Raw genomic sequence first — 12,493 nt, forward strand, 5'->3', positions numbered from 1 at the left:
TTCAGATTAAATCGTATACTTTATGCTTGTGCGAGGACAAAAACCGGCTTTAATGGCTATGGTTTTCTTAAGGATCGAAGTCATGGTGAAGGTGCATCGTCGTCATCTGCTGCAAGGCGCGGCCGTCTTGGGTGTCGGCCTGGGTGCTGAGGTGACGGCGCAGTCGGCCTTGGCCGGCATCCTCCCTGCGCCAGCCGATCTGACGCCCCGCCAGCGTATTCGTTTTGACGACGACTGGCGCTTCGCCTTCGGTCACGCCTCGGATGTCACGCGCGATTTCGGCTTCGGCGCCTATCAGTATACCCACGCCAAGCAGGGCTTTTCCGGCGTCACGGCCGCTGAGCCGGATTATGACGACAGCACCTGGCGTCAGGTCACCTTACCGCACGACTGGGCGGTCGAGCTGCCCTTCGTCAATAACGACACCTATACCCTGCCAGCGCCCGACAAGCGCCGCGCATACGAGGAAGACGAGGCAGCGGCGCATGGTTACAAGCCCGTCGGGCGCAAATATCCTGAAACCAGCATCGGCTGGTATCGGAAGGTCATCGACCTTCGACCGGAAGATAAGGACATGCGCCTGACCCTGGAATTCGACGGCGTGTTCCGCGATTCCCTGGTCATTCTCAATGGCTATATCCTGAACCGGCACGAGAGCGGCTATACGCCGTTCGAGGTCGATATCAGCAATTTCATCAATACCGACGACAAGCCGAATATCCTGCTGGTGCGCGTGGATGCCTCCTATGGCGAGGGCTGGTTTTATGAAGGCGCCGGCATTTATCGCCATGTCTGGCTGGTCAAGACGGCGCGCACCTATATCAATCAGTGGGGTGCCTGGATCAAATCGGATATTTCCGGCGCGGTCGATATCGAAACACGCATCGTTAACGGCACCGATACGGCGAAGACGGTGACGCTGACCTCCACGATCATCGACGCCGACGGCAAGGCGGTGGCGCGGCTAAAAACGCCGGTCGAGCTGGCGGCGCAGGCCGAGATAACAGCGAACCAGACGACAAAACTGGCCTCGCCGCGGTTGTGGGGGCTGAAAGACCCGCATCTCTACAGCGTGCGCACCGAGATCATGGAAAACGGCGCGGTGGTGGATATGTTCGCCAGCACCTTCGGTATCCGCGAGGTGGTGTTCAAGGTTGATGGCTTTTTCCTCAATGGCGAGGCCATGAAGATCAAGGGCACCAATAATCACCAAGACCACGCCGGCGTCGGTTCGGCCATTCCCGACGGCCTGCATGTCTGGCGGTTGCAGCAGTTGAAGGCCATGGGCTCGAACGCCTATCGCTCGTCGCACAATCCGGCCACGCCCGAAGTGCTGGAAGCCTGCGACCGGCTGGGGATTATGGTGATTGATGAAAACCGCCTGATGACCTCGGCGCCGGAAGGCATGACCGAGCTGGAAACCCTGATCCGGCGCGGCCGCAACCACCCCTCGATCATCATGTGGTCAATCGGTAATGAGGAGCCGCAGCAAGGGACGGAGCGCGGCGCTAAGATCGCCCGCGATATGCGCCGGTTGGTCAAGAAGCTGGACCCAACGCGGCCGATTACGGCGGCCATGAATAATGGCCAGGGCTTTGGCATCACCGAGAGCCTCGATGTGCTGGGTGTGAACTACTACGTCACGCGCCTGGGGCCGGTGCGCGAAAAATACCCGAACCTGCCGGTGGTGGGCACCGAAACCGCCTCGACGCTGTGCACGCGGGGCGAATATGAGCGCTCGGAGACGAAGCTCTATGTCCCCGCCTATGATGTCACCGCACCGAAATGGGGACATACGGCGGAAAACTGGTGGCCGCTCTACGACAAGACGCCGAACCTGCTGGGCGGCTTTGTCTGGACCGGATTCGATTACCGTGGCGAACCGACGCCCTTCAACTGGTGGCCATCCGTCACGTCGCATTTCGGCATCATGGACCTGTGCGGCTTCCCGAAGGATAATTTCTGGTATTATCAGGCCTGGTGGTCCGATAAGCCGGTACTGCACCTCTTCCCGCACTGGAACTGGGAGCCCGGAAAAGATGTTTCCGTCTGGGTGCATTCCAATTGCGAGGCGGTCGAGCTGTTCGTCAATGGCAAGTCACAGGGCCGCAAGGACGTGGCGAAGGACTATCATCTCGAATGGACGGTGCCTTTTGCGCCGGGCAAGATCACGGCCTATGGCTATCGGGCTGGCCGGGTCGCCATGAAGGCCGAACGGGTGACGGCCGGCGCGGCGGCGAAGGTCGTCCTGACCTCTGACCGGGTGGACGATATCGTGGTGCTGAAGGCCGAGGTGTTCGACAACGCGGGCGTGGTTGTGCCCAAGGCCGATAATCTGGTCTTTTTCGATGTCGAAGGGCCTGCGGAGGTTATCGGCGTCGGCAATGGCAATCCGACCAGCCACGAACCGGATAAGGCGCTTTACCGCAAAACCTTCAATGGCCTGGCGCAGGCGATTTTGCAGGTAAAAGGCAGCGGGCCGGTGACGATCACCGCGCGGTCGGAAGGATTGGTTTCGGGGCGGGTGACTTTGAAGACTTGAGGCGAGGCCCCCTCCGTCTCGACGCGCTACACCTAAAGGCTGCGCTTGCTCGCCACCTCCCCCGTACGCTTCGCTACAGGGGAGGAGAAAGAGCGCCGATGTTGCAACACGCGTTATAGCGAATCCGGGTGCAGGGTCCGTGACCCTGCCCCTAGTGGCCGGGGGGCGGACCGACGAGGATATCGCGTTTGCCGACATGGTTGGCGGGACCGACCACGCCTTCCTGTTCCATCTTTTCCATCAGGGAGGCGGCGCGGTTATAGCCGATCTGGAGCTTGCGCTGGATGTAGGAGGTTGAAGCCTTGCGATCGAAGGTGACGAAATAGACGGCCTTGTCATAGAGGTCGTCGCCGGAGCCGCCGCCTTCGCCCATGCCGCCTTCGGAGCCGCCCTCTTCATCGCCGCCATAGGTGACATCTTCGAGATATTGCGGCGCGCCCTGGTCGCGCAGGAACTGCGCCACGGCTTCGACTTCCTCGTCGGAAACGAACGGGCCGTGCAGGCGGGTGATGCGCCCGCCGCCGGCCATATAGAGCATGTCGCCCTGGCCGAGAAGCTGTTCGGCGCCCTGCTCGCCGAGAATCGTGCGGGAGTCGATCTTCGAGGTGACCTGGAAGGAGATCCGGGTCGGGAAGTTGGCCTTGATCGTGCCGGTGATGACGTCGACCGAGGGGCGCTGGGTGGCCATGATCAGGTGGATGCCGGCGGCACGGGCCATCTGGGCCAGACGCTGGACGGCGCCTTCGATATCCTTGCCGGCTACCATCATCAGGTCGGCCACCTCGTCGATGATAACGACGATATAGGGCATGGGTTCCGGCACCATTTCATCGAACTCATAGATCGGCTGGCCGGTCTCATCGAAACCGGTCTGGACCTTGCGGACGAAATTCTTGCCTTCGGCGGCGGTGGCGCGGGCGCGTTCGTTGAAATTGCTGATGTTACGCACGCCGACCTTGGACATGCGGCGATAGCGGTCTTCCATCTCCTTGACGGTCCATTTCAGCGCCACCACGGCCTTTTTCGGATCGGTAACGACCGGGGCCAGCAGGTGCGGAATGCCGTCATAGACGCTGAGTTCCAGCATCTTGGGGTCGATCATGATGAACTTGCACTGTTCCGGATCGAGGCGATAGAGGATCGACAGGATCATGGCGTTGACACCGACCGATTTACCCGAACCGGTGGTGCCGGCGATCAGAAGGTGGGGCATTTTGGCGAGGTCAGTGACATACGGATCGCCGCCTATATTTTCACCGAGGACCATCGGGAGGGTATGGCCGGCCTTTTCAAATTCGGCCGAGGCCAGCATGTCGCGCAGATAGACGGTTTCGCGCACCTGGTTCGGCAGTTCGATACCGATGGCGTTACGACCCTGGACGATGGAAACGCGGCAGGAGCGGGCCGACATGTTACGGGCAATATCGTCGGCCAGGGCCACGACGCGCGCGCCTTTCACGCCGGCGGCCGGGGCCAGTTCGTAGAGGGTGACGACCGGGCCAGGGCGAATCTGGTCGATCACGCCGCGCACGCCGAATTCGGCCAGTACGCTTTCCAGCATCCGGGCGTTCTGGCGCAAACTATCTTCATCGAAGCTGTGGTTGCGCGCCTTGGGCTTGGCCAGGATGCTGAGTTCCGGCAGACGGAAGTTGCTGGGCCGCAGGAAGTCAAACACCGGCTGCTTTTCGGCTTCGGCGCGCGGCGACGGCTTGATTGGCTTTATATCCGAAACCGGTGTTTCCATCGTATCGAGGAAGTCCGGGTCCTCGTAAGGCTGCATCTCATCATCGAGCGGCGGCAGGGCGCCGGTGCGGGCGGTATTGGGCGAAATGCGCGGCGCGAAGGCCGGCGCGGCGGCCTCTTCCACCGGCGCATCGAAGGTCTCTTCGTCGACGGCGACCTTCACTTTCGGCGCGCGCCTGACCTTGGCGACCACGGCCTCGCCGGCACCGGTGGCGGCGCGGCCAAGGCCCATGGCCGCCACGGCCTTATGGGTCAGGCCGCCAATCACGCCGGAAAGATGCAGATAATGCCCCATGTTCAGGCTCAGGGCCTTGTTGAAGCCCAGAAGCGCCAGGGCGGCATAGATCAGGCTGGCGATGATATCGCCGCCCGGCAGGTGCATGAAATCGAAGACCGATTTCAGCAGATTGTGAATGCCAGATCCCCAGAAACCGCCCAGACTCTGCTTCAGCACAGGATCATCGGAGGTCATGATCGGGGCGATGGTGGCGCTCAAGGCCAGCACGAACAGGGTGGCCCACAGGGCGTGGAGCCGCAGCTTCAGGCGCGTCTGGTCCGGATCGGCATGGAAGGTGCGCAGAAGGCCGAAATAGATCATCAGGGCGGCGGCGGGCCAGGCGGCCAGGCCAATCGACTGGCTGCCGATATCGGCGATCAGGGCGCCGAAGGAACCAAGGGCATTCTGGATATCGCCATGGCCGGCCGTATTCAGGCTGGAATCTTCGGCATGGTAGGTGGCCAGGGCGATAAAGAAGGAAAAGCCGGTCAGGGCCGTGAACGCGCCACGCAGACGGGCCATCAGGGGCGATTGCCACATGGCGCGCATGTGGGTTTCGACGGCGTTCCAAACGGTCATGGTCAGGCTGGACATGTGTACTCGTAGCGCGGCTATAAACGGGGAATTCAGCCTGAACAGATGCCACGGAAAGGGTTAATAGCGGTTTACTATATTGGGGTTTTGGGATGGAAAAGTAAGAAATCCCACCACCAACGCGCAAGCGCGCGTCGGTCCCCCTCCCCGACGAGCGGGGAGGTAAAAAGGATGTCGTGTCCACTGTCGAGTTATAGGTGCAGGGGCCGCATGGCTGACGAAAGCTATATTTTCGCTGGCGCCAAACCTGCAAAAGAAAAGGCCCTCTGGTCCGAAACCAGAGGGCCTTTTCTTTTATCAATGTCGCGGAGCCCTACTCGGCAGCTTCGGCTGTGCCACGGGCCAGGTTGCGCAGGACATACGGCATGACGCCGCCGTTCTTGTAGTATTCCAGCTCGGTCGGCGTATCGATACGGCAGCGGACCGGGAAGCGGGCCACCTTGCCGTCCGAGGCGCGGAACAGCTCGACAATCAGTTCCTGACGCGGGCTGAGGTTTTCGAGGCCGCGGATGGTGACGATTTCCTCACCGGTCAGGCCGAGCTTGGCCCAGCCATCGACCTTGAACTGGAGCGGCAGGACGCCCATGCCGACCAGGTTGGAGCGGTGGATGCGCTCGAACGATTCGGCGATGACGGCGCGGACGCCCAGCAGCTTGGTGCCCTTGGCGGCCCAGTCACGCGAGGAGCCGGTGCCGTATTCCTTGCCGGCGAAAACCACCAGGTTGCGGCCTTCCGACTGGTAACGCATGGCGGCGTCATAGATCGGCATGACATCGCCCGACGGGAAGTGCTTGGTGACGCCGCCTTCGATTTCCGGGGTCATCTTGTTACGGATGCGGATATTGGCGAAGGTGCCGCGCATCATGACTTCGTGGTTGCCGCGGCGGGCGCCGTAACCGTTGAATTCCGAGACGGGGACGCCACGGTCGATCAGGTATTTGCCGGCGGGCGAGGCGGCCTTGAAGGAACCGGCGGGCGAGATGTGGTCGGTGGTGATCGAGTCACCGAAGACGCCGAGCACACGGGCTTCCACGATGTCGGTCACCTTGTCCGGCGTCATGGTCATGCCGTCGAAATAGGGCGGGTTGGCGACGTAGGTCGAGGCCGAGTCCCAGCCATAGGTCTGGCCGCCGGCGACCGGGATGGCCTGCCAGTGCTTGTCGCCCTTGAAAACATCGGAATAGCGGCTGGCGAACATGGCGTTGGTGACATGCTTGCGCTGCATGTCGGTGACTTCCTGCGTCGTCGGCCAGATGTCTTTCAGGAAGACGTCTTCGCCGTTGGCGCCGGTGCCGATCGCGTCCTTGGTCAGGTCGATATTCAGCGAGCCGGCCAGGGCGTAGGCCACGACCAGCGGCGGCGAGGCCAAGTAGTTGGCGCGGACGTCCGGGTTGACGCGGCCTTCAAAGTTACGGTTGCCGGAGAGCACCGAGGCGGCGACCAGGTCACCCGAATTGACGGCGGCTGAAATGGCTTCCGGCAGCGGACCGGAGTTGCCGATACAGGTGGTGCAGCCGTAGCCGACAAGGTTGAAGCCCAGGGCGTCGAGATCTTCGGTCAGACCGGCCGAGTTGAGGTAGTCGGTGACGACCTGCGAGCCGGGCGCCAGCGAGGTCTTGACCCACGGCTTGACCTTGAGGCCCAGGGCGCGCGCCTTGCGGGCCACGAGGCCGGCGGCGATCAGGACCGAGGGGTTCGAGGTATTGGTGCAGGAGGTGATGGCGGCGATCACGACATCGCCGTGGCCGACGGTGAAGTCGGAACCTTCGACCTGGACGCGCTTCGATTCATCACCGGCCTTGCCGAACTCGCCCTGCAGGGCCGAGGTGAAGGCGGAGGCGGCATCGGAGAGCAGGACGCGGTCCTGCGGGCGCTTCGGACCAGCCAGCGACGGCAGGACGGAGCCGAGGTCGAGTTCGAGGGTGTCGGTGAAGACCGGCTCGTGGTCGGGCTCCAGCCACAGGCCTTGCGCCTTGGCATAGGCTTCGACCAGGGCGACGCGCTCCGGCGTGCGGCCGGTTTCGGCCAGATAGTTGATGGTCGGCTGCGAGATCGGGAAGAAGCCGCAGGTGGCGCCATATTCCGGGGCCATGTTGGCGATAGTCGCCTGGTCTTCCAGGGTCAGGTTGGCAATGCCGTCGCCGTAATATTCGACGAACTTGCCGACGACGCCCTTCTTGCGCAGCATCTGCGTGACGGTCAGAACCAGGTCGGTGGCGGTGGCGCCTTCCGGCAGCTTGCCGGTTAGCTTGAAACCGATGACTTCCGGGATCAGCATGGGGATCGGCTGGCCGAGCATGGCGGCTTCGGCCTCGATGCCGCCGACGCCCCAGCCGAGGACCGACAGGCCGTTGACCATGGTGGTGTGCGAGTCGGTGCCGACCACGGTATCCGGATAGGCAACTTCGCCGCCGTCCGCCACATTGGTCCAGACGGTCTGGGCCAGGTATTCCAGGTTCACCTGGTGGCAGATGCCGGTGCCGGGAGGCACGACGCGGAAGTTGTTGAAGGCCGAGGAGCCCCAGCGCAGGAAGTTGTAGCGCTCGATATTGCGCTCATATTCGCGGTCGACGTTCTGCGTAAACGAGGTGGCTTGCCCGAAATAATCGACCATGACCGAGTGGTCGATCACGAGGTCGACCGGGTTCAGCGGATTGATCTTCGCCGGATCGGCGCCGAGCTTGACCATGGCGTCGCGCATGGCGGCCAGATCGACCACGGCCGGAACGCCGGTGAAGTCCTGCATCAGAACGCGGGCCGGACGGAAGGAGATTTCGTGCTCGACGGCGCCCTTGTTCTTGACCCATGCGGCCATGGCGCGGATGTCGTCAGCCTTGACCGTGTCGCCGTCTTCGTTGCGCAGCAGGTTTTCCAGCAGCACCTTCAGCGAGGCGGGGAGGCTGGAGATGCCGTCCAGGCCATTGGCTTCGGCGGCTTTCAGATCGTAATAGGTGTAGGTTTTGTCGCCGACCTTGAGTTCGGCTTTTGACTTGAAGGAGTCAACAGAAGACATTTACGCAGTGTCCTTTTCAGGTTAACCCGCCCAGCCGCCACGATGGCAACCGTGAATTCAAGAACGCGCGTGAATGAGGGACGCACAGGGTCCGGACATTGCGCTGCAATACCTTGAAGGCGGGTAATCTGCCTTCTAAACTTCTTATTTGTTTTCGTCTATGTAAGCGGTGGTGCGAAAAGGGTTATTTTTATGGGCGTGAGTCTGAAGGTGGAAGGTCTGAGCCTGAAAAAAGGCTACAACCTTTTGATTCATAATCTGAATTTTGAGATGTGCGCGGGTGAGGCGATTAGCCTGACAGGCGAAAATGGCGTCGGAAAAACGACTCTTTTGCGCACCCTGGCGGGGTTTCTGGCGCCCCATGCGGGTAGGATTTCTGCGTATGAGAATGATGTGCAGATTGAGCCGGAAATATGGCATGGCAGCATAACCCATTTCCTTGGTCACCAGGACGCACTGAGCCCGTCGCGCACGGTGGCGCAGGAGCTGAAATTTCAGGCGGACTTTCTGGGTGGCGAGGTTTCTAGCATCGAACAACTGAACCTGTCGCCGCTGCTTGATCTGGAGACGCGCTATCTCTCGGCGGGGCAAAAGCGCCGGTTGTCGTTCGCGCGCCTGCTGATGGTGAAGCGGCCGCTGTGGCTGCTTGATGAACCGATGGCGCCGCTCGATATCGGTCACCGGGCGCTGTTGGGGGGGATTATGCAAAAGCACCTGTCCGAAGGCGGCATGATCATCGCGGCCGTGCATGATCCGCTGCCGTTCGAGACGCGCAGCCTGAAACTCGAACGCCCGACGGCGAAAGAACGCGAGGCGGCCGGTGTTTGAGGTGAGGCGCATCTTCTCCTCCCTATCAAGCCTCTTGGCGATGTTGGGGAGGGGGACCCCGAAGTGGTGGAGGGGCGCGTCTCCGTCCTCAGCCGCGCCCCTCCGTCATCTCGCTTTGCTCGATGCCACCTCCCCATCGCAAGCGATAGGGAGGAGAAGATGATCCGTCCCGCTTTCGCTCTCCTTCGCCGCGATCTCGGCCTGTCGCTGACCCGCGGCGGCGGGCCTTTGCTCGCCATCGGTTTCTACCTGACCCTGATGGCGATGATTCCCTTGAGCCTCGGTCCCGACCAGGCGATCCTGTCGCGCATCGCCGCCGGATTGACCTGGCTTTGCCTGGCGCTTTCCAGCCTGCTGTCGCTGGAGCGCCTGTTCGAGCGCGATTACGAGGACGGCGTGTTCGATATACTCCGCCTCGGTCCGCTGCCGCTTGAACTGATCGCCCTGCTGAAATGTTTGAGCCAATGGCTCGGCACCGGCGTGATCCTGTCGGTGATGACGCCGGTCGTCATGATCATCCTCGGTGCGCCGGTATCGCTGGCTCTGATGGGGCTGGTCTCGGCGTTTCTGGGGAGCCTCAGCTTCGCCCTGATCGGCGGGATCGGCGCATCACTGGCCTTGGGCTCGCGCAAGGGCGGCGTGCTGATGGCGCTGCTGGTCCTGCCGTTTTATGTGCCGCCGGTGATCTTCGGCGCCGGCCTGATGCAGGCGGTCCAAACGGGCGCTTCGCCCTTGCAGGCCCAGGCCTTTCTGACGGCCTATGCGCTGTTTGCTTTGGCCTTGGGTCCGATCGCCATGGGTGCGGCCTTAAGAAGCGCCCTCAGCTAACTACCACGGCAGGTAGCGCGTGGCCTTGATATGATGTTCGCGGTAGGTGATACGGCGGGCATTGGCGTGGCCGAACCAATAGCGGGCCGGAATGCTCAGGCCCAGCATCAACAGGATCGACAACTGGATGATCAGGTGAGCGAAGATGGCGTTTTCCACCAGCCGGTCGATGGCGATGCAGAAGCCGGTCATGACGATAGCGGCGAGCCACGAGATCCAGCGGCAATCCTTGCGCACGTCGAAATAATAGACGGCGAAGGTCAGGCCGAAGATCAGGGCGAGAAGAAAATACCCGAACTGCATGTCACGCGCTCCCAGCGATTCAGACGAGTTTAGCAAACAACTGCAATCAGAAGGTTAACGCGAAAAAGCCACATTTGCCGCCTCTTGCCGAAGATCGCCAAACCCCGTATGTCCGGTGCATGATCAATTTTCTCGCCAATCCCGAACGCTTTACCCGCGTCACGCGGCCCCTGCGGCCGTGGTTGGCGGGGTTGACGGCAGTGCTGTTCGTCTGGGGGCTGTATCTCTGCTTTGCCTCGCCGGAGGATTACCAGCAGGGCGATACGGTGCGGATCATGTATGTCCATGTGCCGGCGGCCTGGATGGGCCTGACCGTCTATGCGGCGATGGGTATTGCCAGCTTTTTCGGCCTGATCTTCCGCCATGCCCTGGCCGACGCCGCCGCCAAGGCCATGGCGCCGATCGGCGCGGTCTTTACCGGACTGGCGCTTTTGACCGGCGCCTTGTGGGGGATGCCGATGTGGGGCACGCCGTGGCAGTGGGACGGTCGCATGACCTCCGAACTGATCCTTTTCCTGTTTTATATCGGCTATATCGCGCTTCATGCCTCGATCGAGGACGAGGTACGCGCCGCCAGATCAACCGCCATTCTGGCACTGGTCGGGCTGGTCAATCTGCCGATCGTGCATTTTTCGGTGCAATGGTGGAACAGCCTGCACCAGGGGGATTCGATCTTCGTCAAGGGCGGCCCGACCGTGGCGCCGGATATGCTGTGGCCGCTGTTCGTCATGGTGGCGGCCTATCATGCGCTGTTTGCCTGGCTGTTCCTGGTGCGGATCGACAGCGAAATTCTCGCCCGCAAATACCGCGCCCTGCGCGCCCGTCTGAGTTTCAATTAGGAGACCTCATGGACCTCGATATGGGCAAATATGTCGTCTTCGTCTGGAGCTGCTATGGCGCCACGACGGTGGCCTTGGGCGCGTTGATCATGATGTCCCTGCGGGCGCAAGCCAAACGCCGCAAGGTGCTGGAAGCTTTGCAGGCAGCGGTCGAGAACAAATGAAGCGCCTGATTTATTTTGCACCGCTGGTGCTGTTTGTCGGTTTGCTGGCCGTGCTCGGCTACTATAATTTCCACAAGAAGGAACGGCTGGAACCGCGCGAAATGGTCGGCAGGTCCGTGCCTGAAGTGGTGATCAATGATTTGCAGGACGGCACGCCGGCTTCATTGAAGGCGCTGGTGGCGGGCCATGACAAGCCGGTGCTGGTCAATGTCTTCGCCTCATGGTGCGCGCCGTGCATCGCCGAAAATCCGCAGCTTATGGCGCTGAAGGCCAAGGGTGTAACCATCATCGGCATTGCCTGGAAGGATGAGCCTCAGAACACGCTCAATTTCCTGGCCCAGCACGATAATCCCTACGCGAAAACCCTGACCGATCCGGAGGGCAAGATGGCCTTGGCGCTCGGCATTACCGGTGTGCCGGAAACCTATATCGTCAGTCCGGACGGCACCATTACCGACAAGATCGCCGGCCCCATCGTGCCGGATACGTTTGAGGCGGTCTATGCCGAGGTCAACGGCAAAAAATAAAGGTTGCTTTTGCGAACTTTATAAAATTTCCGGTAACCCTGTTCGGCTAGACTGGCTTCCCAATTGACAGCATCAATCGGGTACGGAGCATGAAACCAGCCAGCCTGGAACGCGTCAGGTTTCTGGTCGTCGAAGATAACGGCCACATGACGAATATCGTGAAAACCATTCTGCGCGGCTTTGGCGCGGTGCATATATTCGAAGCACGCGACGCCACGGAAGCCTTCCACCGCCTGAAACACGACGCCATCGATATCGTTATTGTCGATTACCAGATGGAGGTGCTGAACGGCATCGAGTTCGTGAACCTGGTGCGCAAGTCATCGGACAGCGCCAACCGCTTTGTGCCGATCATCATGCTGACGGCGCATTCCGAACGGTCGCATGTGGTGGATGCGCGCGATGCCGGCGTGACGGAATTCTGCTGCAAGCCGGTCACGGCCAATGAGCTGTACCGCAAGGTCGTGTCCATCGTCGATCATCCACGTCCGTTTGTTAAGCTGAACAGCTTCTTCGGGCCGGAACGCCGTCGCCGGACGGACGCGAAATACGAAGGCCCTGAACGCCGCAAGGAGCGCCGACCAGAGCCGTCTGGCCCTGAAAGTGATCAGGACGCACTTAACGCAGCATCCTGACTAAGCTTTCACTATTCGATCACTTAGCAGATCGACGAGACCATACTCTCCTCCCCTGCGAAGCGGGGGAGGTGTCAGCGCGAGGCTCGAAGAGCCGGTGTCGCTGACGGAGGGGGCATTGTGGCGGGGGGCGGGTTTTACCCGACCACAGCAAAATGCTGCACGGAGGGCTTCCCGTTCGCGTAAACCGCCCACAAAGC

The 12,493-nt window shown here is 61.2% G+C and carries 10 protein-coding genes; 7 read left to right on the top strand and 3 right to left on the bottom strand.

The features are described from left to right. The first annotated feature begins 82 nt into the window (after window positions 1-82). Window positions 83-2,542 carry a beta-galactosidase GalA gene (gene galA, locus ACTHND_RS07895; protein WP_440177401.1) on the top strand — a complete coding sequence of 820 codons (2,460 nt, stop codon included), beginning with the start codon at window positions 83-85 and terminating at the stop codon, window positions 2,540-2,542. 151 nt (window positions 2,543-2,693) lie between these two features. Here the strand turns inward: galA and ACTHND_RS07900 are convergent, their stop codons facing one another. Both ACTHND_RS07900 and acnA read right to left on the bottom strand, forming a co-directional pair. Next, window positions 2,694-5,156, bottom strand: coding sequence for a DNA translocase FtsK 4TM domain-containing protein (locus ACTHND_RS07900; protein ID WP_440177402.1), 2,463 nt, complete (start codon window positions 5,154-5,156; stop codon window positions 2,694-2,696). A 313-nt stretch (window positions 5,157-5,469) separates the two neighbouring features. Continuing rightward, window positions 5,470-8,169, bottom strand: coding sequence for an aconitate hydratase AcnA (acnA, locus tag ACTHND_RS07905; RefSeq protein WP_440177403.1), 2,700 nt, complete (start codon window positions 8,167-8,169; stop codon window positions 5,470-5,472). Window positions 8,170-8,361: 192 nt separating this feature from the next. Between acnA and ccmA the strand changes: the two genes are divergently transcribed. After that, on the top strand, window positions 8,362-8,997 hold the full coding sequence (gene ccmA, locus ACTHND_RS07910; protein WP_440177404.1) for a heme ABC exporter ATP-binding protein CcmA: 636 nt from the start codon (window positions 8,362-8,364) through the stop codon (window positions 8,995-8,997). A gap of 159 nt (window positions 8,998-9,156) precedes the next feature. Next, window positions 9,157-9,825: a heme exporter protein CcmB gene (ccmB, locus tag ACTHND_RS07915; RefSeq protein WP_440177405.1), complete on the top strand. Its 669-nt coding sequence runs from the start codon at window positions 9,157-9,159 to the stop codon at window positions 9,823-9,825. Here ccmB and ACTHND_RS07920 read toward each other — a convergent pair whose 3' ends face one another. Continuing rightward, a complete protein-coding gene (locus ACTHND_RS07920) occupies window positions 9,826-10,128 on the bottom strand; it encodes a hypothetical protein (RefSeq protein ID WP_440177406.1) in 303 nt (100 codons plus the stop codon). Between the two features lie 119 nt (window positions 10,129-10,247). On the opposite strand from ACTHND_RS07920, the gene ACTHND_RS07925 reads away from it, so the two are divergent. The 4 genes from ACTHND_RS07925 (at window position 10,248) to ACTHND_RS07940 (ending at window position 12,293) form a co-directional block, all read left to right on the top strand. Further along, a complete protein-coding gene (locus ACTHND_RS07925; RefSeq protein WP_440177407.1) occupies window positions 10,248-10,967 on the top strand; it encodes a heme ABC transporter permease in 720 nt (239 codons plus the stop codon). Window positions 10,968-10,975: 8 nt separating this feature from the next. Next, window positions 10,976-11,131 (top strand): heme exporter protein CcmD, encoded by a 156-nt coding sequence (gene ccmD / locus ACTHND_RS07930; protein WP_440177408.1) that lies wholly within the window; start codon window positions 10,976-10,978, stop codon window positions 11,129-11,131. After that, window positions 11,128-11,658: a DsbE family thiol:disulfide interchange protein gene (locus ACTHND_RS07935; protein WP_440177409.1), complete on the top strand. Its 531-nt coding sequence runs from the start codon at window positions 11,128-11,130 to the stop codon at window positions 11,656-11,658. Before ccmD ends, ACTHND_RS07935 begins: the two co-directional genes overlap by 4 nt. Before the next feature lie 89 nt (window positions 11,659-11,747). Further along, complete coding sequence (locus ACTHND_RS07940) at window positions 11,748-12,293, top strand: response regulator (RefSeq protein ID WP_440177410.1); 546 nt, start codon at window positions 11,748-11,750, stop codon at window positions 12,291-12,293. The last annotated feature ends 200 nt before the right edge of the window (window positions 12,294-12,493 follow it).

Origin of the sequence: Asticcacaulis sp. (assembly GCF_051954415.1) — a bacterium.
Taxonomy (GTDB): Bacteria; Pseudomonadota; Alphaproteobacteria; order Caulobacterales; family Caulobacteraceae; genus Asticcacaulis.

Coding starts and splice junctions, on each gene's coding strand:
- ccmB (WP_440177405.1), top strand. CDS start 9,157: ATGATCCGTCCCGCTTTCGCTCTCCTTCGCCGCGATCTCGGCCTGTCG.
- ACTHND_RS07925 (WP_440177407.1), top strand. CDS start 10,248: ATGATCAATTTTCTCGCCAATCCCGAACGCTTTACCCGCGTCACGCGG.
- ccmA (WP_440177404.1), top strand. CDS start 8,362: ATGGGCGTGAGTCTGAAGGTGGAAGGTCTGAGCCTGAAAAAAGGCTAC.
- ACTHND_RS07900 (WP_440177402.1), bottom strand. CDS start 5,156: ATGTCCAGCCTGACCATGACCGTTTGGAACGCCGTCGAAACCCACATG.
- ACTHND_RS07935 (WP_440177409.1), top strand. CDS start 11,128: ATGAAGCGCCTGATTTATTTTGCACCGCTGGTGCTGTTTGTCGGTTTG.
- ccmD (WP_440177408.1), top strand. CDS start 10,976: ATGGACCTCGATATGGGCAAATATGTCGTCTTCGTCTGGAGCTGCTAT.
- ACTHND_RS07940 (WP_440177410.1), top strand. CDS start 11,748: ATGAAACCAGCCAGCCTGGAACGCGTCAGGTTTCTGGTCGTCGAAGAT.
- acnA (WP_440177403.1), bottom strand. CDS start 8,169: ATGTCTTCTGTTGACTCCTTCAAGTCAAAAGCCGAACTCAAGGTCGGC.
- galA (WP_440177401.1), top strand. CDS start 83: ATGGTGAAGGTGCATCGTCGTCATCTGCTGCAAGGCGCGGCCGTCTTG.
- ACTHND_RS07920 (WP_440177406.1), bottom strand. CDS start 10,128: ATGCAGTTCGGGTATTTTCTTCTCGCCCTGATCTTCGGCCTGACCTTC.